Below are 19,816 nucleotides of genomic sequence, written 5' to 3'. Positions count from 1 at the left end.
GGGCATCGGCGACACCATCCGCGTCTCCCTGTCGGCCCCGCCCGCCGAGGAGGTCAAGGTCGGCATCCAGATCCTGGAGTCGCTGAACCTCCGCCAGCGCGGCCTGGAGATCGTTTCCTGCCCGTCCTGCGGCCGGGCCCAGGTCGACGTCTACAAGCTCGCCGAAGAGGTCACCGCGGGTCTGGAGGGCATGGAGGTCCCGCTGCGCGTCGCCGTCATGGGCTGCGTCGTCAACGGCCCCGGCGAGGCCCGTGAGGCCGACCTCGGTGTCGCCTCCGGCAACGGCAAGGGCCAGATCTTCGTCAAGGGCGAGGTCATCAAGACCGTCCCCGAGTCCAAGATCGTGGAGACCCTCATCGAGGAGGCCATGAAGCTCGCCGAGCAGATGGAGGACGCCGGCGTGGCCTCCGGCGAGCCGTCGGTCTCGGTGGCGGGCTGATCCCCGGGCCCTTTCCGCGCCGCCCTGGCGGGGGCGGCGCGACACACCGTCGCCAGGTACAGTCTGGAGATCAGCAGAACCTCCGGATGAGGCCCCCGCACGTGTTGACCCAGACCACCTCACGGGTGCTCGAACCGAGCGACCTTGACGCCGCACTCGCCGTACTGAACCGCGAGCCGGTCACGAACGCCTTCGTGACCGCCCGGGTCCAGATCGCGGGCCTCGACCCGTGGCGGCTCGGCGGCGAGATGTGGGGCTGGTACGAGGACGGCATGCTCACGTCCCTGTGCTACGCGGGCGCCAACCTCGTCCCGATCTGCGCCACCCCGCGCGCCGTGCGCGCCTTCGCCGACCGGGCCCGGCGGGCGGGCCGCCGCTGCTCCTCCATCGTCGGCCCCGCCCAGTCCACCGCCGAGCTGTGGCGGCTGCTGGAGCCGCACTGGGGCCCGGCCCGCGAGGTCCGCGCCCACCAGCCGCTGATGGTCACCGACCGCATGCCCGCCGACATCGCCCCCGACCCCCTCGTCCGCCGCATCCGAAAGGACGAGATGGAAACGATCCTGCCGGCGTGCGTGGCGATGTTCACCGAGGAGGTGGGCATCTCGCCGATGGCCGGTGACGGCGGCCTCCTCTACCAGGCCCGCGTCGCCGAACTCGTCGGCACCGGGCGCTCCTTCGCCCGCCTCGACGCGCACGGCAAGGTCGCCTTCAAGGCGGAGATCGGCGCGGCGACCGCCCAGGCCTGCCAGATCCAGGGCGTCTGGGTCGCGCCCGAGTACCGGGGCAGGGGCCTGGCGGCCCCCGGCATGGCGGCGGTGCTGCGCTACGCGCTGGCCGATGTGGCGCCGGTGGTCAGCCTCTACGTCAACGACTTCAACACGGCGGCGAGGAGGACGTATCGGAGGGTGGGGTTCCAAGAAGTCGGCGCGTTCATGAGCATCCTCTTCTAGAACCCTGCCTTTCGGACGCCCCCCGCTACAGCTCCTCGATCAGCCCCGCCGCGCGGACCACCGCCGCGAGCGGCTCCGGGCGGCCCGTGCGCTCGTGTACGTCGAGGCAGGTGTCGGCGAGCTTGATGACGTGCTCGTCGCCGTGCCGGGCGGCCAGGTCGAAGACCTCGTCCGGTGACTCGGGCGCGGTGGGAAGGTCGGCCTCGGGCGCGGGGGCGGCCGGGCCGTAGGCCGCCGTGACGGCCGCGCAGGCCGCCCACGCCGCGTGCAGGCTGGGTGCCCATTGGTCGCGCGGGAGCGCCGGCAGGGTGCGCAGCACCGCCATCGGCGCGGTCGCCGAGTGCACCAGCATGACCGCCGAGCCGTGCGCGTTGGGGAGGTAGTGCAGGACGGCGGCGGTCGTCAGGCCGTCCAGCAGCTCGCGGGCCTGCTCCGGGTCCGTCGCGGGCCGCAGCGCCGCCAGCGCGACCGGCCATTCCGGTACGCCGGCCAGCTGGCCGAGCCGGTGGTTGATGCCCGCGCTCTGGTCGGGGATCCGGGGCACCCCGGCGAGGGCGGTGGCGGGATCGGCGCTGCCGGACGGCAGGGCGGACGGCACCGGCTGCCAGCGTGCGGCCCAGTAGCCGAGGGCCTGGCCGAACTCGGCGAGCCGGGGCCCGTCCTCCTGGGCCAGCAGGGCATGCACCGCGTGGCCGAGACGGATCACCCCGTGGGTGGCACCGGCCGCGATACCGGGCAGCAGCCGCGGCCACCACGTCTCCAGCAGCGCACGCCAGGGCCGCTCCCGCACCTCGCGGTCGAAGTACGCGAGCCAGTCGCCGAGCCGGCGCGGATCACCGAGCGCCGCACGCCACTCGTCCGCGGCGAGCGGCGAGCTGCCGCGCGGCAGCTCGTCCAGCCGGTCCATGTAGCGGTCCAGCCAGCGATGGACCTGGCGCCCGTGCCCGTTCCGGACCAGGGCTTCGACGGCCATCGGGCCGTGGTTGGTCAGCCATCCCTCGAACTCCGGACCGCTGCGGTGCAGTCGTTCGTAGGCCTCGTCGAGCGTGCTGTCGATGTCCATGACCTGAGAAAGTAGCCGCGCTGCCGGGGAGTGATCATCGGCCGGGGGATCTAACCACGGCCGTGCGTCCGGCCTAGGACCGCGGTCGTAGCGCAGCGGAGCGAACGGCCGACGTCAGGACGGCAAGGACGACCTCCCCTGTACGCTCCCCGCATGGACGTCGTGATCGGCCCCCTGGACCTGTCCGCCCACGTGGACGAGGCTTTGGCGGTCCAAGCCGTCGCCTTCGGCCTGGGCCCCGACGAGGTGGCCGTGCGCCGCCAGATCGTCCTGCGCCACATGCAGTACCCGGGCGCCCGGGCCTTCGGCGCCACCAGCCGCGGGCGGCTGATCGGCTTCGTCTACGGCATGCCCAACTCCCGCACCCACTGGTGGTCCACGATCGTCGAGCCGTACCTGCGCGCCAACGACAACGCCGCCTGGCTGGACGACTCGTTCGTCATCACCGAACTGCACGTCCACCCCCGGCAGCAGAACAGGGGCATCGGGCGGCGGCTGATCACCACCATCACCGACACGGCCGACGAACCCCGCTCGATCCTCTCCGCGATCGACACCGACAGCCCGGCCCGCGGCCTCTACCACTCGCTCGGCTACGTCGACCTCGCCCGCCAGGTCCACTTCCCGAGCGCCCCCCGGCCGTACGCCGTGATGGGCGCCCCCCTCCCGCTGCGCCGCAAGTAGGCACGTACGCGCGAGCCCATAACCGATTTCCGCGGACACAGCCAGCCCGGCTAACCTCCATGCCATCAACCTTTCCCGGCAGGAGTACGAGAACCATGGCCAACGCACCGGTCCAGCGCATGTCCCAGTTGATGGCGAAGACGCTGCGCGACGACCCGGCGGACGCCGAGGTCCTCAGCCACAAGCTCCTCGTCCGCGCCGGCTACGTCCGCCGCACCGCCGCCGGCATCTGGAGCTGGCTGCCCCTCGGCAAGAGGGTCCTCGCCAACGTGGAGCGGATCGTCCGCGAGGAGATGGACGCCATCGGCGCCCAGGAGGTCTCGCTCCCCGCCCTGCTGCCCCGTGAGCCCTACGAGGCCACCGGCCGCTGGGACGAGTACGGCCAGGAGCTGTTCCGGCTGAAGGACCGCAAGGGCGGCGACTACCTCCTCGGCCCCACCCACGAGGAGATCTTCACCCTTCTGGTCAAGGACCAGTGCACGTCCTACAAGGACCTGCCGGTGATCCTCTACCAGATCCAGACCAAGTTCCGGGACGAGGCCCGTCCGCGCGCCGGCATCCTGCGCGGCCGTGAGTTCCTGATGAAGGACTCGTACTCCTTCGACCTGGACGACGAGGGCCTCGGCACGTCCTACGCCCTGCACCGCCAGGCCTACCAGCGCACCTTCGAGCGCCTCGGCCTCGACTACCGCATCGTCGCCGCCACCGCCGGCGCGATGGGCGGCTCCAAGTCCGAGGAGTTCCTCGCCCCGGCCGAGGCCGGCGAGGACACCTTCGCGGACTGCCCGAACTGCGACTTCGCGGCGAACACCGAGGCCATCAACTACGAGCTGAAGCCGGTTGACGGCTCGGACGTCCCCGCGCTGGAGGAGATCCCCACCCCCGACACCCCGACCATCGAGACCCTGGCCGCCTCCCTCGGCGTCCCGGCCTCCGCCACGCTGAAGAACCTGCTCGTCAAGGTGGACGGCGAGATCGTCGCCGTGGGCGTGCCCGGCGACCGCGAGGTCGACCTGGGCAAGGTCGAGGAGCACTTCGCCCCGGCGGTCGTCGAGATGGTCACCGAGGCGGACTTCGCGGGCCGCCCCGACCTGGTGCGCGGCTACGTCGGCCCGCAGGGCCTGGGCGAGAAGGTGAAGTACATCGCCGACCCGCGCGTGGCCCCTGGCACCGGCTGGATCACCGGCGCCAATAAGGAGCACACGCACGCCAAGAACGTCGTCGCCGGCCGTGACTTCGAGGTCGACGAGTACGTGGACGTCGTCGTGGTGCAGGAGGGCGACCCCTGCCCGAAGTGCGGCACCGGCCTGAAGCTGGACCGCGCCATCGAGATCGGCCACATCTTCCAGCTGGGCCGCAAGTACGCCGACGCCCTCAAGCTCGACGTGCTCGGCCAGAACGGCAAGCCGGTCCGCGTCACCATGGGCTCCTACGGCATCGGCGTCTCCCGCGCGGTCGCGGCCCTCGCCGAGCAGACCGCCGACGAGCAGGGCCTGTGCTGGCCCAAGGAGGTCGCCCCGGCCGACGTGCACGTCGTCGCCGCCGGCAAGGCCCTGCAGACCGAGCTGGCCCTCGACGTCGCCGAGAAGCTGGCCGCCGCGGGCGTCCGCGTCCTGGTGGACGACCGGGCCGGGGTCTCCCCGGGCGTGAAGTTCACCGACGCCGAGCTGATCGGCGTACCGCAGATCCTGGTGGCCGGCCGCCGCTCCGGCGAGGGCGTGCTGGAGCTGAAGGACCGCAAGACCGGTGAGCGCGAGGAGCTGTCGGTCGAGGACGCGATCGCGCGTCTGACGGCGTAGTACGACTGCGACACAGCCCCGTGCCCGGAAAGGGCGCGGGGCTGTGTCGTATCTGCGGCTCCGCCGCGCGGGCGGCCGAAAGCCGTCCGGAGGCCGTTCTGCGGCCGTCCTAAAGCCACCCGGCGAACTCCAGCAACAGCTCCGCGTCGTTCGGCCGCCCCACGCGAAGCGCCCGCACACCGGACTCCACCGCCCGGAACAGCGTCCAGCCGCGCAGCCGCTCCTGGTCCACCTCCAGCGACTCCGCGAGCCGCTTGATCCGGCGCCGGGTGACGGCCGGTCCGGACGGCGCCGCGATCAGGTCCTCCACCCGGTCCCGCACCAGCCGCGCCAGGTCGAAGGCGCACTCGCCGACCACCGGGTCCGGACCCACCGCGAGCCAGGGGGTCCGCTCCCCGGCGAGCACCTTGCTCTGCCGGAACGTGCCGTGCAGCAGGCGGTGTTCGGGCGGCGCGGCCAGCAGCTCCTCGCGGGCCGCGAGCGCCGCGTCGACCAGCGGCGCCGTCTCGGGAGCGGCCTCCGCGCCCGCCCGCATCGCCGCCGCCTGCCGTTCGGTGCGCTCCGCCACCGTCTCGAAGGTGTGCCCGGCCGGCGGCTCGACCCACAGCCGGCGCAGCGTGCCCGACGCCTCCAGCAAGGCCTTCGGCTCCGGCAGCGACCGCACCGAGACGTCCGGGTGCAGCCGCTCCAGCAGCAGCACGCCCTCCTCGGGCTTCTCCGGGCCGGCCTCCAGCAGCTGTACGGCGCCCACGCCGCCCCAGTGCGCCAGCGCGGCCCGCTCGCTCTCCGGGCGGGCCCGGGGCGGGGCCAGCTTCAGCACGGCCGGGGTGCCGTCGGCGAGCAGCACCAGCACCACCAGGCTGCTCCGGCCGCCTGGAAGCTGGACCCGCTCGACGGTCAACTCGCGCCGGTCGACAGCCCGTTCGGCCGTCCGGGGCAGCTTCGCCAGCCAGTCGTCCCCGGCCGGTGCCGTCTCACCGAGCGCCCGCTCCAGGCGGGGCGGCGGTTCGAAAGCCATGCGCGAGTCGTTCCTTCCTGCAGTTACGGGATGTCGTAGGGGCGCCTACGGGGCCACCGAGGCGGTGGACGACGGTGCCACTCCCGCGGTCGTTCCCGCCGCACCGGTCCCCTCGCCGGAGCGCTCGGCGAGCCCAGGGAAGGCTACGCTCTCCCCGCTCCAGCGCACGGCCCGCACCGCTGCCTCGCGCAGCGCCGCCGCGGCGGAACCGCGCCGCGCGCCCGTCGCCGCCCGCACCAGGTCCGCGTACACCCCGGCCAGCCGCTCCTCCAACTGCGCGGCGAGCCGGACCGCAGCCGCCGAGTCCGGCACCGGGAACGGCAGCGCGTACCCGGCGTTCGCTGCCACGGGCCGGCCGCCCAGGTCCCGGACCTCGCGGGCCAGCGCGTTCCGGCGGGAGCGGTGCGCGTCGTAGGCGGCCCGTGCCTCGGTGCGCCTCGCCTCGCCGATCTGTCCGCCGACGACGCCGTACCCGTACACCGCAGCGTGCTCGGCGGCCAGCGCCGCCTGGAGCGCCGACAGTTCGGCCCGCTTCGCCTCGTCGCTCACTTGGCCCCCTCCGTCAGCAGGTACGCGTGCGCCACCCCGGCCGCCGACACCGACGCCAGCAGCCGCGCCAGCTCGCCCGGCACCTGCAGCAGGTCCCGTGCCCGCCGGTCGGCCACGCCCCGCTCGGCGTCGGCCAGCGAGGCCAGGGCGTCCTTCGGCCGGGGCGGGACGACCGGGGAAGCTGTGGGAGAGGCCGCGGGGGACGCGGACTTCGGGGCCGCGCCCGCGGCCTTGCCGCCGAACGCCTTCACGTGCGCGGCGACCGCCGCGCGCAGCGGGCGCAGCCGCTGCGCCAGCGCCGGATGCGCGGCGAGCACGGCGTCGTACTGCGCCAGCAGCCCCGCGCTGTCCCGCGCCGCACGCGCGCGTGCCCGTGTGGCCGTCGTCGAGCCGCCGCCTCCGGAGTCCGGATCGGCCGTACAGCCGGCCAGCAGAGCGGCCCCGGCGACGGAGGCGAGCAGGGTTCTTCTGCGCGGCCCCGAGGGGGTGCGCGGCGGCGGGGGGTACGGCACTGCAGACGTCCTCGGGGAACTCGTATGAAGGGAACAACAGGAGAAGGCCGGCCAACGGGCGGCACGCCCGTGATCACCGTACCCGCGCGCCCCGTGCACACCACTCACCGGCACCGCCCATACACAGGTGGACGGCAACACTCCCCGCGACCGGATACCCTTTGACCAGACACGCGACCCATCCCACAACAGCACACGCGGCCGAGGAGTCACCCGGATGAGCACCACCCAGAGCGAGAGGCTGCGAGAGCTGCTGGAACCGCTCGTCACCTCCCAGGGGCTGGATCTCGAAGAGATCGCCGTGGAGCTCGTCGGACGCAAGCGGGTGCTGCGGGTCGTCGTGGACTCCGACACCGGAGCGGACCTGGACCAGATCGCCGATGTGAGCCGTGCGCTCTCGGCGAAGCTGGACGAGACGAACGCGATGGGTGAGGACGCGTACGACCTGGAGGTCGGCACCCCCGGCGCGGAGCGGCTCCTCACCGAGCACCGGCACTACGTGCGCGCTGTCGACCGGCTCGTGAAGTTCCAGCTGACCGAGGGCGGCGAACTGGTCGCCCGGATCCTGACGGTGGACGACGAGGGGCTGGAGCTGGAGGTTCCCGGCGTCAAGGGGCGCAAGGCCACGACCCGTCGGCTCGCCTTCCCGGAGATCGCGAAGGCGCGCGTGCAGGTCGAGTTCAACCGCAAGGACAAGAAGGACATGAAGGAAGAGGAGGAGGCGTAGCCGTGGACATCGACATGAGCGCCCTGCGGGGCTTGGTTCGGGAGAAGGAGATCTCCTTCGACCTGCTGGTCGAGGCGATCGAGTCGGCCCTCCTCATCGCCTACCACCGCACCGAGGGAAGCCGCCGCCACGCGCGCGTGGAGCTGAACCGGGAGACCGGCCATGTGACCGTGTGGGCGAAGGAGGACCCCGAGGACCTCGAAGAGGGCCAGGAGCCCCGCGAGTTCGACGACACCCCGTCCGGTTTCGGCCGGATCGCCGCCACCACCGCCAAGCAGGTGATCCTGCAGCGGCTGCGGGACGCCGAGGACGACGCGACGCTCGGCGAGTATGCCGGCCGTGAGGGCGACATCGTCACCGGTGTGGTCCAGCAGGGCCGCGACCCGAAGAACGTGCTCGTCGACATCGGCAAGCTGGAGGCCATCCTGCCGGTGCAGGAGCAGGTGCCCGGCGAGTCGTACCCGCACGGCATGCGGCTGCGCTCGTACGTCGTACGGGTGGCGAAGGGTGTGCGCGGACCGTCCGTCACTCTTTCGCGTACGCACCCCAATCTGGTGAAGAAGCTCTTCGCCCTGGAGGTGCCGGAGATCGCCGACGGCTCGGTGGAGATCGCCGCGATCGCCCGCGAGGCCGGCCACCGCACCAAGATCGCCGTACGGTCCACCCGTGCGGGCCTGAACGCCAAGGGCGCCTGCATCGGTCCCATGGGCGGCCGGGTGCGCAACGTGATGGGCGAGCTGAACGGCGAGAAGATCGACATCGTGGACTGGTCGGACGACCCGGCGGAGATGGTGGCGAACGCGCTGTCACCCGCTCGGGTGTCCAAGGTGGAGGTCGTCGACATGGCCTCCCGGTCCGCCCGGGTCACCGTGCCGGACTACCAGCTGTCGCTGGCCATCGGGAAGGAGGGCCAGAACGCGCGGCTCGCGGCCCGGCTCACCGGCTGGCGGATCGACATCCGCCCGGACACCGAGCAGACCGCGGAGCGCCCCGGCGAGTAGCCGGGAATAGATCCCGGACGGTGCGCGCTGGCCTCGCTGGGATCATGGAGCTTGAATCGAGTAACTGTTCGACTTTTCCCCCGAAGGGGTGAGGTCGGTACGGGGAGGTAGACTAAGGAGTGTCTGGCCGGACGCGTGTCGGCGCATGCCCTGAGCGCACCTGTGTGGGGTGCAGGCAGCGAGCGGCCAAGGACGAGTTGCTGCGCACTGTGGCGGATGGAGAACATTGCGTTCCCGATCCTCGCGGTACGCTGCCCGGCCGGGGTGCCTATGTACACCCCGACCTGGTCTGTCTCGACCAGGCGGTACGCCGCCGGGCGTTCCCACGGGCGCTGCGCGTCCCGGGGCCGCTCGACATAAAGGCGTTGCGCCGGTACGTCGGGCAGGCGGACAGTTGCTGAGCAGGCAACACGATGCTGAGCAGGCAACACAGTAAGAAAGCGTGTCGTACGGAAGTCCCCCGTACGGCCTGGTACCTCGCGAGTCGAAAGCAGGTCGAGATTGCGATGAGCACTCGATGAGTACGCGATGAGTACGCCCATGAACTAGCGACGGTCCGGCTTCACCCGGACCTCAGAGGAGCGAAGTGGCTAAGGTCCGGGTCTACGAACTCGCCAAGGAGTTCGGTGTCGAGAGCAAGGTCGTCATGGCCAAGCTCCAGGAACTCGGTGAATTCGTCCGTTCGGCGTCTTCGACCATCGAAGCGCCCGTAGTACGTAAGCTGACCGACGCCTTCCAGGGTGGCTCCGGCAAGTCCGCCGGCAAGCCCGCCCCGCGCAAGGCTGCCCCCAGGCCCGCCGCGCCGTCCCCGGCGCAGGCGGCCCGTCCGGCTGCCCCGAAGCCGGCGGCCCCCAAGCCTCCGACGGCCCCGCAGCCCGCCGCTCCGGCGGTGGCTTCGACCCCGTCGGCCCCGTTGACCCCCACGCCGGTGACCCCTGCGCAGGGCCCGCGTCCGGTTCCGGGCCCGAAGCCCGCGCCGCGTCCGGCTCCGGCCGCCCCGGAGTTCACCGCTCCGCCGGCTGCCCCTGCCGCTCAGGCCCCGCAGGCTCCGGCCGCCCAGGGCCCGCGTCCCGGTGCCCGCCCCGGCGCCCCGAAGCCCGGTGGCCGTCCGGCCGGTCCGGGTCAGGGCCAGGCCGCGGCCCGTCCGGGCCAGGGTGGCCAGCGTTCCGGTGGTCAGGCCCCGCGTCCGGGTGCCCGTCCGGCCGGTCCGCGCCCGGGTAACAACCCCTTCACCTCCGGTGGCTCCACCGGCATGGCCCGCCCGCAGGCCCCGCGCCCGCAGGGCGGTCCGCGTCCGGGTGGCCCCGGTGCTCCCGGCGCCGGTCCCCGTCCGCAGGCGCCCGGCGCCCAGGGCGGCGGTCCGCGTCCGCAGGCTCCGGGCGGTTCCCGTCCGAGCCCGGCGGGCATGCCCCGCCCGCAGGGCGGTCCGCGTCCCGGCCCGGCCGGTCCGCGTCCGAACCCCGGCATGATGCCGCAGCGTCCCGCTGCGGGCCCGCGTCCCGGCGGCGGTGGTCCCGGTGGCCGCGGTCCCGGTGGCGGCGGTCGTCCCGGTGGTGGCGGCGGCGGTCGTCCGGGTGGCGGCGGCGGCTTCGCCCGTCCCGGTGGCGGCGGTGGCGGTTTCGCCGGTCGTCCCGGTGGTCCCGGTGGCGGTGGCGCCGGTGGCGGCTTCGCCGGCCGTCCGGGTGGTCCCGGTGGCGGTGGCGGCGGTGGCCGTCCCGGCTTCGGCGGTCGTCCCGGTGGTCCCGGTGGCCGCGGTGGCACGCAGGGTGCCTTCGGCCGTCCCGGTGGTCCCGCGCGTCGTGGTCGCAAGTCGAAGCGGCAGAGGCGCCAGGAGTACGAGGCCATGCAGGCCCCGAGCGTCGGCGGCGTGATGCTGCCGCGCGGCAACGGCGAGGCCATCCGTCTCTCCCGCGGCGCGTCGCTCACCGACTTCGCGGAGAAGATCAACGCCAACCCGGCGTCCCTCGTCGCGGTCATGATGAACCTCGGCGAGATGGTCACGGCCACGCAGTCCGTCTCCGACGAGACGCTGCAGCTCCTCGCGGGCGAGATGAACTACGCGGTTCAGATCGTCAGCCCCGAGGAGGAGGACCGCGAGCTGCTCGAGTCCTTCGACATCGAGTTCGGCGAGGACGAGGGCGACGAGGGCGACCTGGTGGTCCGTCCGCCGGTCGTCACCGTCATGGGTCACGTCGACCACGGTAAGACCCGACTGCTCGACGCCATCCGCAAGACGAACGTCATCGCGGGCGAGGCCGGCGGCATCACCCAGCACATCGGTGCCTACCAGGTCTCGACCGAGGTCAACGACGAAGAGCGCAGGATCACCTTCATCGACACCCCGGGTCACGAGGCGTTCACCGCCATGCGTGCCCGTGGTGCGAAGTCGACCGACATCGCGATCCTGGTCGTCGCGGCCAACGACGGCGTCATGCCGCAGACGGTCGAGGCGCTCAACCACGCCAAGGCGGCCGACGTCCCGATCGTCGTCGCGGTCAACAAGATCGACGTCGAGGGTGCCGACCCGACCAAGGTGCGCGGTCAGCTGACCGAGTACGGCCTGGTGGCCGAGGAGTACGGCGGCGACACGATGTTCGTCGACATCTCCGCCAAGCAGGGTCTGCACATCGACTCGCTGCTGGAGGCCGTGGTCCTCACGGCCGACGCCTCGCTCGACCTGCGGGCCAACCCGGCCCAGGACGCGCAGGGCATCTCGATCGAGTCCCGTCTCGACCGCGGCCGTGGTGCCGTGGCGACGGTCCTCGTCCAGCGAGGCACGCTGCGGGTCGGCGACACGATGGTCGTGGGCGACGCCTACGGCCGAGTCCGCGCCATGCTCGACGACAACGGCAACAACGTCGCCGAGGCGGGCCCGTCGACGCCGGTCCAGGTCCTGGGCCTGACCAACGTCCCGGGTGCGGGCGACAACTTCCTGGTGGTCGAAGAGGACCGTACGGCCCGTCAGATCGCCGAGAAGCGCGCCGCCCGCGAGCGGAACGCGGCCTTCGCCAAGCGCACGCGCCGTGTCTCGCTGGAGGACCTGGACAAGGTGCTCAAGGCCGGCGAGGTCCAGCAGCTGAACCTGATCATCAAGGGTGACGCTTCTGGTTCCGTCGAGGCCCTCGAGTCCTCCCTGCTCCAGCTGGACGTCGGCGAAGAGGTCGACATCCGCGTGCTGCACCGCGGCGTCGGTGCGGTCACGGAGTCCGACATCGACCTGGCGATGGGCTCCGACGCCATCGTGATCGGCTTCAACGTCCGCGCGGCCGGCCGCGCGGCGCAGATGGCCGAGCGCGAGGGTGTGGACGTCCGGTACTACTCGGTCATCTACCAGGCGATCGAGGAGATCGAGGCGGCCCTCAAGGGCATGCTCAAGCCGGAGTACGAAGAGGTCGAGCTGGGTACGGCGGAGATCCGCGAGGTCTTCAAGTCGTCCAAGCTGGGCAACATCGCCGGTGTCCTCATCCGCTCGGGCGAGGTCAAGCGCAACACCAAGGCGCGCCTCATCCGCGACGGCAAGGTGGTCGCGGAGAACCTCAACATCGAGGGCCTGCGTCGCTTCAAGGACGACGTCACCGAGATCCGCGAAGGCTACGAGGGTGGTATCAACCTCGGTAACTTCAACGACATCAAGGTCGACGACGTCATCGCGACGTACGAGATGCGCGAGAAGCCGCGGGCGTAATCGCAGGCGGTGTCTGAAGCTGGCCGGCGGGACCTCGGTCCCGCCGGCCAGCGCCGCGTTCCTGGAGGCGGAGCCCCCAGGGCGGTGCGCGGGAAACCCTGTCGAGCCACCGGCAGGTAAGCGGTACGGTTCTTGATGTCCCCGGCCACACGGACCCGGGGCCATCGATCCCGTACCGGCGGGTGAACCGGTTACACACATGTACGTGGGGACTCTGTCCTTCGACCTCCTCCTCGGCGACGTCCACTCGCTGAAGGAGAAGCGTTCCGTCGTCCGCCCGATCGTCGCCGAACTCCAGCGGAAGTACGCCGTGAGCGCGGCCGAGGTGGACCATATGAACCTTCACCGGCGGGCCCTCATCGGCATTGCCCTGGTCTCCGGTGACGCGGCGCACGTCATCGACGTACTCGACCGGTGCGAACGGCTGGTCGCCGGGCGCCCCGAAGTGGAGCTGCTGTCCGTACGACGGCGGCTGCACGGCGACGACGACTGACCACAGAACCCACAGAACGCAGACAGGAAAGAACGGGAGACGGACCAGTGGCCGACAACGCGCGGGCGAAAAGGCTGGCGGACCTCATCCGAGAGGTGGTGGCCCAGAAGCTGCAGCGCGGGATCAAGGACCCGCGGCTCGGCTCGCACGTCACCATCACGGACACTCGGGTCACAGGTGACCTGCGGGAGGCGACCGTCTTCTACACGGTCTACGGGGACGAAGAGGAGCGGACGGCCGCCGCGGCCGGACTGGAGAGCGCCAAGGGCATCCTGCGCTCCGAGGTCGGCCGCGCCGCCGGCGTGAAGTTCACGCCCACCCTCACCTTCGTCGCGGACGCCCTGCCGGACACCGCCCGGACCATCGAGGACCTCCTCGACAAGGCCCGGCAGTCCGACGCGAAGGTCCGCGAGGCCTCCGCCGGCGCGGCGTACGCGGGCGGAGCCGACCCGTACCGCAAGCCGTCCGACGAGGACGCGACCGAGACGGACGGCGACGCCGCGGAATGACCCAGAAGCACACCACGCCCGACGGCCTTGTCATCGTCGACAAGCCGTCGGGCTTCACCTCTCACGACGTCGTCGCGAAGATGCGCGGGATCGCGCGCACGCGGCGCGTCGGTCACGCCGGCACCCTCGACCCGATGGCGACGGGCGTTCTCGTCCTCGGCATCGAGCGCGCCACCAAGCTCCTCGGGCACCTCGCCCTCACGGAGAAGGAGTACCTGGGCACCATCCGCCTGGGCCAGAACACCCTCACCGACGACGCCGAAGGGGAGATCACCTCCTCCGCCGACGCGTCCAAGGTGAACCGGGCCGCCATCGACGCGGGCATCGCCAAGCTGACCGGCGACATCATGCAGGTGCCGTCCAAGGTCAGCGCCATCAAGATCGACGGCGTGCGCTCGTACAAGCGGGCCCGCGAGGGCGAGGACTTCGACATCCCCGCCCGGCCGGTGACCGTCTCGTCCTTCGCGGTCTACGACGTCCGCGACGCCGTCGCCGAGGACGGCACCGCCGTGCTCGACCTGGTCGTCTCGGTGGTCTGCTCCTCCGGCACCTATATCCGCGCCCTCGCCCGCGACCTCGGCGCCGACCTGGGCGTCGGCGGTCATCTCACCGCACTGCGCCGGACCCGCGTCGGGCCGTACAAGCTCGACTCCGCGAAGACGCTGGACCAGCTCCAGGCAGACCTGACCGTGATGCCGATCGCCGAGGCCGCCACGGCCGCGTTCCCGCGCTGGGACGTGGACGCCAAGCGCTCCCGGCTGCTCGTCAACGGCGTCCGGCTGGAGATGCCCGAGGAGTACGCGGGCGCCGGACCCGTCGCCGTGTTCGACCCCGAGGGGCGCTTCCTCGCGCTCGTCGAGGAGCACCGGGGCAAGGCCAAGAGCCTGGCCATCTTCGGCTGACGCCAAGGCGCACCCGCCTCCGCCCGTGGAGCGGCGGCCGGCCGCGGGGTGGGCCCCTGCCGCCGCTCCACGGTCCCCCCTCGGTTCCCCCATCCTTAAGGTGTATCCAGCCGCCCCCTGCTGTTCACCCGTCCGGGCAGGCGCTCGGAGTGAACCGGGGGAGCGGAAGGGGGCGCTTTCGCCGCGCGACCTGTCCCGCTGATCACCGCGCGCCTACCGTCGAAAGACAGAGCACGGCGCGTGTGTACGGGCACGGGGTGCACGGGCGGGGAGGTACGGCCATGGCGGGACGCGGCCCGCGGACCGGAGGCGGTCGCCGGGCGGCGGCGGACGGGACGCGGGAACAGACGAGCGGTGCCGGCCCTGCGGGCGGCACGACGCGGACGAGCGGGACCGCGCGGATGCGCGGCGCCGGCCGAACTGGCGGTGTCGGCCCGGTGGGCGGCACCGGCCCGGTGGGGGGTGCCGCATCGGCCGGCGGCAGCGCCGGGACGGCCGACGCCGTCGCCCTGGTCCGCATCCACGATCTCGCCGGACGCCCCCGCGGGGTCGGTTTCCTCGCCGACCACCAGGGCACCCTCCTCACCAGCCACGAGACCGTCGACGGTCTGCCCCGGCTGGTCCTGCACGCCGCCGGGGACCGTACCTGCGTGGTCGACGCCGACGCCGTCACCCCGCTGCCCGCCCTCGACCTGGCCCTGGTCCGCACCGAGGGCCTGGACGTGGAGCCGCTGCCGCTGACCGTACGGGAGCGGATCGCGGCCGGCACCTACGTACGGATCCTGGCCGGCTGCTGGCGCGAGGCGCGGGTCCTGGCCGCCACCCAGGTGACGTACACCGCCACAGACCGCTTCCACCTCGTGGACGACGCGCTGGAGCTGGCGATCGGCACGGCCGGCCGGGACGCGCTGCGACTGGGCGGCGGCGCGGCCGGGGGGCCGGTGCTCGACGCCGACACCGGCGCGGTGCTCGGCGTCCTGGGCACCGCCCTGCACTCCGCCCAGCGCGACACGGGCTTCGCGGTGCCGCTGCGGCCCGCCGACGGCCCCCTCGCCGAGCTGCTCGCCCGCAACGCGGCCACCGTGCCCGGGTACGGCGCCGACCTCAACCTGGCCGGCGTGCTGGAACTGACCGCCACCTCGGTCGGCCAGGACGGCTCGCCCGGCGCCCTCGCCCGCTCCGCCGGCCGGACCGGGGGCGCCGTACCGTGCCCCCTGGAGCCCGTCGAACGAGCCGATGTGGCAAGGGAGTTGGACGCCTTCGGCGACGGCGGACGGGCCGTGCTCGGCCTCGTCGGCGCCCCCGGCAGCGGTCGTACGACGGAACTCGCCGCCCTCGCCGCCCGCCGCGACCGGGCCGAGCGGCCCGCCCCTACGCTGTGGCTGCGCGGCGCCGATCTGCGGGACGCCGACGACTCCGTGGCCGACGCGGTGCGCCGCACGCTGGAACGCGCCGCCCGGATCGTCGTCGCCGCCCGCTCCGCCCACCCCGCGGACGTCGGCGACCTCGCCCCCGAGCGCCTGGCGCGGCTCGCCGCGCGGGCCGGCCGACCCCTGCTGCTGCTCCTCGACTGCCCCGAGGAGATGCCACCCGTCCTCGCTCACCGGCTGCCCCAGTGGACCAAGGGGACGGCCGACTGGTTGCGGGAGACGGGGGCGCGGCTGGTGGTGGCCTGCCGGGAGGAGTACTGGGAGCGAGCCGGGGCGGAGTTCCCGGCGGGGCTGCTGCATACGCCTGCCGGCGCGTTGCCCGCCTCTGACGGCTTGTCAGGCGCTCCTGCCGGCTCGCTGCACGCCGCCGGTGGCCTGTCGCACGCCGCTGTCGGCGCACCGCACGCCCCTGCCGACCTGTCGCATGCCTCCGGTGGCTTGTCGCACGCCGCTGTCGGCCCGCCGGACGCTTCCGGTGGCTTGTCGCGTACCTCTGTCGGCGGGCCGCAGGCCTCCGCCGATCTGTCGCAAGTCTCCGGTGACTTGTCGCAGACCCCTGCCGACCCGCCGCACGCCCCTTCCGGCCCGCTGCACGACCTCGCCGGCCCGCTGCACGACCTCGCCGGCCCGCCGCACGCCCTCGCCAGCCCGTCGCACACCTCCGCCGACCAGCCGCACGCCCCCGCCGACCCACCGCACGACCCCGCCGACCAGCCGCACGCCCCGCCACACCTGCCCCGCACCCCAGCCGAACGGCACGGCCCCCTCCCGCCCTGCGTGCGGCTCGCCGACCTCACCCCGGACGAGGCCCGTCGGGCCCGCTCCCGCCACGACGTCCCCGACGGTGCCCTCGCCGACCGGGACGCCCGGCATCCGCTCACCCTCCGGCTGTACTCCGAGGTCCGCGCCGCACTCCCGGACGCCCAGGCCGCCCGGCCCGTCGACCGGCATGAGGTCTTCGCCGCCTACCTCGACCTCATGTGTCTGCGCATCGCGGTGCGCCTCGCCGTAGAGGGCGGCCTGCGTGGCACGGCCGTACGGCGGCTCGCGGCGCGGGTGGCCGGGCAGGTGCACGAGGCCGCCCGGCGCAGCCTCGGCCCCGGGCAGGGCGAACTGGACCGTGAGTCCTTCGAGGCCGTGTTCCCGTGGGGGCCCGCCCCGGCCCGGCTCGGCGGCGGGACCGGGTGGGCCTCCGCCGTGCTCACCGAGGGCCTCCTGGTCCCGGCCGGCGGCGGCTACCGCTTCGCCCACGAGGAACTGGCCGACTGGATCCAGGGCATGCACCTCGACCTGGACGAGGCCCTGCACGCCCTGGTCCACCGCCCCCGCGGCCCCCGGGGTGCCCACCCGGTCCCCGTGCCGTACCACCGCGTCGGCCCGGTCGTCCAAGCCCTGCTTCTCCTCGGCCGCCAGCACAGTCCCCGCCAACTCTCTTTCAAGCTGAGGGACTTGGTGGAAGCCCTGGACCAGGATCCCGGCTCCTGGTGGGCCGCTCGGCTACTCGCCCGGACCCTGCTGCAGGTGCCCGACGCGACCCCGTACACGGAAGTGCTGCGCCTGCTCGCCGACCGTGTCGTCGCCTGGAGCCGGGAGCAGCAGACCGTACCCGCCGAGTTCGGGCCCGTCTTCTGGACCGCTCTGGCCGTCTCCGGCACCGAGCGCCTCGACCTGCTGCGCCGGCTCGTACCGGCCGACCAGGCCCCGTCGGAGGCCCCTGCCCAGGCCGAGCGCTACCTCGACGCCGTCGCCCGACTGCTCGCCACCGAGCCCGCCGCCGTACAGCCACGGCTGACGGGATGGTTCGACGACGAGCGCCCGCTGCCCGCGACCCCGCACGCCACCGTGGCGACCGCCGCGCAGGCGCTGCTGCACACCCACCGGCACGGCGCCCTGGACGACCTCACCGAGGCGCTGGTCGACAGCGCCCACCGGCGGGCCGACGAGCTGCTCGACATCCTCGCCGAGGAAGAGCCCTCGGCCGTCTGCCGGGCCGTGGACCGCTGGGCGCACGACGAGCGCCCCGCCCGCCGGGTCGCCGCGGTCGCGTTCGGGCTCCGTACGGCCCCCCACGTCCGCTCGGCGGCCGACCGCGAGCTGCTGCGCTACGCCGCGCTCGCCGCGCTCGCCCACCCCGCCGACCGCGCCCTGCACGGCGGCGCCCTCGCCCTCCTGGTGCACGATCCGCGCACCCGCGACCGGTATCTCACCGAGGCCCTGCGGCACTTCGCCGACGGCGACCCCCGGTTCCCGCCCGCCGCCCTGGTCCCGGCCCTGGCCACCCACACCGGACCGGTCCTGGAGGCCTTCCGCGCCCGGCTGCGCGGCCCGGAGGCACCCGCGGCGCTGCGCACCCTCGCCGACGTCACCACCCCCGACCTGGCCCGCCGTATCGCCGCCCTCGTGCGGGAGGCGGTGGAGCTGCGACCGGAGACCGCAGGGGACGTCGCCGCCCACGTCGACCGCCGCCTCGAGCAGGGCCCCACCGCGCGTCCCGTGCTGCTGCCCCTGGTCACGGGGCTCCTGGACGGCGGCCCGGAACAGGTCCGGGCGGCCCTCGCCACTGTCCTCAGCGCCCCCGGCACGCCCGCCTCCCGCCCGGTGCGCCGCGAACTCCTGGAGGTCCTGCTCGCCCACGAGCGGGAACCGGCCGTCCTGGCCGCCGTGCTGCAGACGGCGGTCCGGCATGTCGACACCTGCGTGGACGAGGTCCGCGGCCTTGTCCACCGCACCGGTCTGCTCCTCGTCCGCACCCCCGACGGCGCCACACGCTTCGACCGCGGCCTGGTCGATCTTGGCCGCCAGGTGCCCGGCTTCGCCGCGCTGATGGCCCGCTGGCTGGCCGACGCCCCGGACGACTGGGCCGCCGTGGTGGGCCCCAGCACCTGCCGCATGATCGAGAACCTGGCGGGGGCGGGCGTACCGGCCTGAATCGATGCGCCGAACGTGCCCCCCGTCACAGCGACGATGCCGATGCCGACGCGGGCCACCCGGCATGGCACCCTTAGACCTGCACAAGAGGTCAAGGTAGGCACGAGCACGGGTTCGAGGAGCGGTGACAGTGCAGCGCTGGCGTGGCTTGGAGGACATCCCCGAGGACTGGGGGCGCAGCGTCGTCACCATCGGTTCCTACGACGGTGTCCACCGAGGCCACCAGCTGATCATCAAGCACGCGGTCGACCGCGCCCGCGAGCTGGGCGTTCCCGCCGTCGTGGTCACCTTCGACCCGCACCCCAGCGAGGTCGTCCGCCCCGGCAGCCACCCGCCGCTGCTCGCCCCGCACCACCGGCGCGCCGAGCTGATGGCGGAGCTGGGCGTCGACGCATGCCTGATCCTCCCCTTCACCACCGAGTTCTCGAAGCTGTCGCCCGCCGAGTTCGTCGTCAAGGTGCTGGTCGACAAGCTGCGCGCCAAGGCGGTCGTGGAGGGCCCGAACTTCCGCTTCGGCCACAAGGCGGCCGGCGACGTGGAGTTCCTCGCCGAGCAGGGCAAGATCTACGACTTCGAGGTCGAGGTCGTCGACCTGTACGTCACCGGGGATGCGGGCGGCGGCCGTCCGTTCTCCTCGACCCTGACCCGGAACCTGGTCGGCGAGGGCGACGTCGCGGGCGCCCGCGAGATCCTGGGCCGCCCGCACCGGGTGGAGGGCATCGTCGTGCGCGGCGCCCAGCGCGGCCGTGAACTGGGCTTCCCCACGGCCAACGTCGAGACGCTCCCGCACACCGCGATCCCCGCCGACGGCGTCTACGCCGGCCTGCTGCACGCCCAGGGCGAGGTCATGCCGGCCGCGATCTCCGTCGGCACGAACCCGCAGTTCGACGGCACCGAGCGCACGGTGGAGGCGTACGCCATCGACCGCGTCGGCCTCGACCTGTACGGCCTGCACGTCGCCGTCGACTTCCTCGCCTATGTGCGCGGCCAGGCCAAGTTCGACTCCTTGGAGGCCCTGCTGGAGCAGATGGCCGTGGACGTCCAGCGGTGCCGGGAGATCGTGGCCGCGGAGAAGTAGGCCGACGGAGCAGCAGGCCGAGGGAGCAGCAGGTCCTCCTCGCGCAGCG

The 19,816-nt window shown here is 73.3% G+C and carries 17 protein-coding genes; 13 read left to right on the top strand and 4 right to left on the bottom strand.

Annotated elements, in window-relative coordinates; genetic code table 11:
• Both ACWD35_RS37435 and ACWD35_RS37430 read left to right on the top strand, forming a co-directional pair.
• Window positions 1–439 (top strand): flavodoxin-dependent (E)-4-hydroxy-3-methylbut-2-enyl-diphosphate synthase (locus ACWD35_RS37435; protein ID WP_451355837.1); only part of this gene is annotated, 439 nt, incomplete at its 5' end.
• A gap of 101 nt (window positions 440–540) precedes the next feature.
• Entirely contained in the window at window positions 541–1,389 is an 849-nt protein-coding gene (locus tag ACWD35_RS37430) for a GNAT family N-acetyltransferase (protein ID WP_451355836.1), read from the top strand.
• A 25-nt stretch (window positions 1,390–1,414) separates the two neighbouring features.
• On the opposite strand, the gene ACWD35_RS37425 is transcribed toward ACWD35_RS37430, so the two are convergent.
• Window positions 1,415–2,452, bottom strand: coding sequence for a questin oxidase family protein (locus tag ACWD35_RS37425; RefSeq protein WP_451355835.1), 1,038 nt, complete (start codon window positions 2,450–2,452; stop codon window positions 1,415–1,417).
• 153 nt (window positions 2,453–2,605) lie between these two features.
• On the opposite strand from ACWD35_RS37425, the gene ACWD35_RS37420 reads away from it, so the two are divergent.
• Together ACWD35_RS37420 and ACWD35_RS37415 are read left to right on the top strand one after the other, a co-directional pair.
• Window positions 2,606–3,136 carry a GNAT family N-acetyltransferase gene (locus tag ACWD35_RS37420; RefSeq protein WP_451355834.1) on the top strand — a complete coding sequence of 177 codons (531 nt, stop codon included), beginning with the start codon at window positions 2,606–2,608 and terminating at the stop codon, window positions 3,134–3,136.
• A gap of 95 nt (window positions 3,137–3,231) precedes the next feature.
• Entirely contained in the window at window positions 3,232–4,935 is a 1,704-nt protein-coding gene (locus tag ACWD35_RS37415) for a proline--tRNA ligase (protein WP_451355833.1), read from the top strand.
• Between the two features lie 109 nt (window positions 4,936–5,044).
• Here the strand turns inward: ACWD35_RS37415 and ACWD35_RS37410 are convergent, their stop codons facing one another.
• Genes ACWD35_RS37410 through ACWD35_RS37400 form a run of 3 tightly spaced genes read right to left on the bottom strand, consistent with a single transcriptional unit; the run spans window position 5,045 to window position 7,014 of the window.
• Entirely contained in the window at window positions 5,045–5,953 is a 909-nt protein-coding gene (locus tag ACWD35_RS37410; protein ID WP_451355832.1) for an aminoglycoside phosphotransferase family protein, read from the bottom strand.
• 45 nt (window positions 5,954–5,998) lie between these two features.
• On the bottom strand, window positions 5,999–6,502 hold the full coding sequence (locus ACWD35_RS37405; RefSeq protein WP_451355831.1) for a ferritin-like domain-containing protein: 504 nt from the start codon (window positions 6,500–6,502) through the stop codon (window positions 5,999–6,001).
• The gene (locus ACWD35_RS37400) at window positions 6,499–7,014 is read right to left on the bottom strand and encodes a hypothetical protein (protein WP_451355830.1); all 516 of its coding nucleotides are present in this window, start codon (window positions 7,012–7,014) and stop codon (window positions 6,499–6,501) included. Before ACWD35_RS37400 ends, ACWD35_RS37405 begins: the two co-directional genes overlap by 4 nt.
• A gap of 217 nt (window positions 7,015–7,231) precedes the next feature.
• On the opposite strand from ACWD35_RS37400, the gene rimP reads away from it, so the two are divergent.
• From rimP to ACWD35_RS37355, 9 genes are all read left to right on the top strand, one after another.
• A complete protein-coding gene (rimP, locus tag ACWD35_RS37395) occupies window positions 7,232–7,741 on the top strand; it encodes a ribosome maturation factor RimP (protein WP_451355829.1) in 510 nt (169 codons plus the stop codon).
• Window positions 7,742–7,743: 2 nt separating this feature from the next.
• Window positions 7,744–8,742 (top strand): transcription termination factor NusA, encoded by a 999-nt coding sequence (gene nusA / locus ACWD35_RS37390; protein WP_451355828.1) that lies wholly within the window; start codon window positions 7,744–7,746, stop codon window positions 8,740–8,742.
• Window positions 8,743–8,861: 119 nt separating this feature from the next.
• Window positions 8,862–9,143 carry a YlxR family protein gene (locus ACWD35_RS37385; protein WP_451355827.1) on the top strand — a complete coding sequence of 94 codons (282 nt, stop codon included), beginning with the start codon at window positions 8,862–8,864 and terminating at the stop codon, window positions 9,141–9,143.
• Window positions 9,144–9,328: 185 nt separating this feature from the next.
• Window positions 9,329–12,427: a translation initiation factor IF-2 gene (gene infB / locus ACWD35_RS37380; RefSeq protein ID WP_451355826.1), complete on the top strand. Its 3,099-nt coding sequence runs from the start codon at window positions 9,329–9,331 to the stop codon at window positions 12,425–12,427.
• A gap of 199 nt (window positions 12,428–12,626) precedes the next feature.
• Window positions 12,627–12,920, top strand: coding sequence for a DUF503 domain-containing protein (locus tag ACWD35_RS37375; RefSeq protein ID WP_451355825.1), 294 nt, complete (start codon window positions 12,627–12,629; stop codon window positions 12,918–12,920).
• 47 nt (window positions 12,921–12,967) lie between these two features.
• Window positions 12,968–13,429, top strand: coding sequence for a 30S ribosome-binding factor RbfA (gene rbfA, locus ACWD35_RS37370; protein ID WP_451355824.1), 462 nt, complete (start codon window positions 12,968–12,970; stop codon window positions 13,427–13,429).
• Window positions 13,426–14,331 (top strand): tRNA pseudouridine(55) synthase TruB, encoded by a 906-nt coding sequence (truB, locus tag ACWD35_RS37365; RefSeq protein WP_451355823.1) that lies wholly within the window; start codon window positions 13,426–13,428, stop codon window positions 14,329–14,331. Before rbfA ends, truB begins: the two co-directional genes overlap by 4 nt.
• Before the next feature lie 401 nt (window positions 14,332–14,732).
• On the top strand, window positions 14,733–18,689 hold the full coding sequence (locus tag ACWD35_RS37360) for a trypsin-like peptidase domain-containing protein (protein ID WP_451355839.1): 3,957 nt from the start codon (window positions 14,733–14,735) through the stop codon (window positions 18,687–18,689).
• Window positions 18,690–18,819: 130 nt separating this feature from the next.
• On the top strand, window positions 18,820–19,767 hold the full coding sequence (locus tag ACWD35_RS37355) for a bifunctional riboflavin kinase/FAD synthetase (RefSeq protein WP_451355822.1): 948 nt from the start codon (window positions 18,820–18,822) through the stop codon (window positions 19,765–19,767).
• The last annotated feature ends 49 nt before the right edge of the window (window positions 19,768–19,816 follow it).

The organism is Streptomyces sp. NPDC002671 (assembly GCF_053592475.1).
Note: the sequence above shows the minus strand (reverse complement) of the source record. Positions and strands in the feature narration are given on the sequence as shown.

Coding starts and splice junctions, on each gene's coding strand:
- ACWD35_RS37375 (WP_451355825.1), top strand. CDS start 12,627: ATGTACGTGGGGACTCTGTCCTTCGACCTCCTCCTCGGCGACGTCCAC.
- rimP (WP_451355829.1), top strand. CDS start 7,232: ATGAGCACCACCCAGAGCGAGAGGCTGCGAGAGCTGCTGGAACCGCTC.
- ACWD35_RS37415 (WP_451355833.1), top strand. CDS start 3,232: ATGGCCAACGCACCGGTCCAGCGCATGTCCCAGTTGATGGCGAAGACG.
- ACWD35_RS37360 (WP_451355839.1), top strand. CDS start 14,733: ATGCGCGGCGCCGGCCGAACTGGCGGTGTCGGCCCGGTGGGCGGCACC.
- ACWD35_RS37425 (WP_451355835.1), bottom strand. CDS start 2,452: ATGGACATCGACAGCACGCTCGACGAGGCCTACGAACGACTGCACCGC.
- ACWD35_RS37410 (WP_451355832.1), bottom strand. CDS start 5,953: ATGGCTTTCGAACCGCCGCCCCGCCTGGAGCGGGCGCTCGGTGAGACG.
- truB (WP_451355823.1), top strand. CDS start 13,426: ATGACCCAGAAGCACACCACGCCCGACGGCCTTGTCATCGTCGACAAG.
- ACWD35_RS37420 (WP_451355834.1), top strand. CDS start 2,606: ATGGACGTCGTGATCGGCCCCCTGGACCTGTCCGCCCACGTGGACGAG.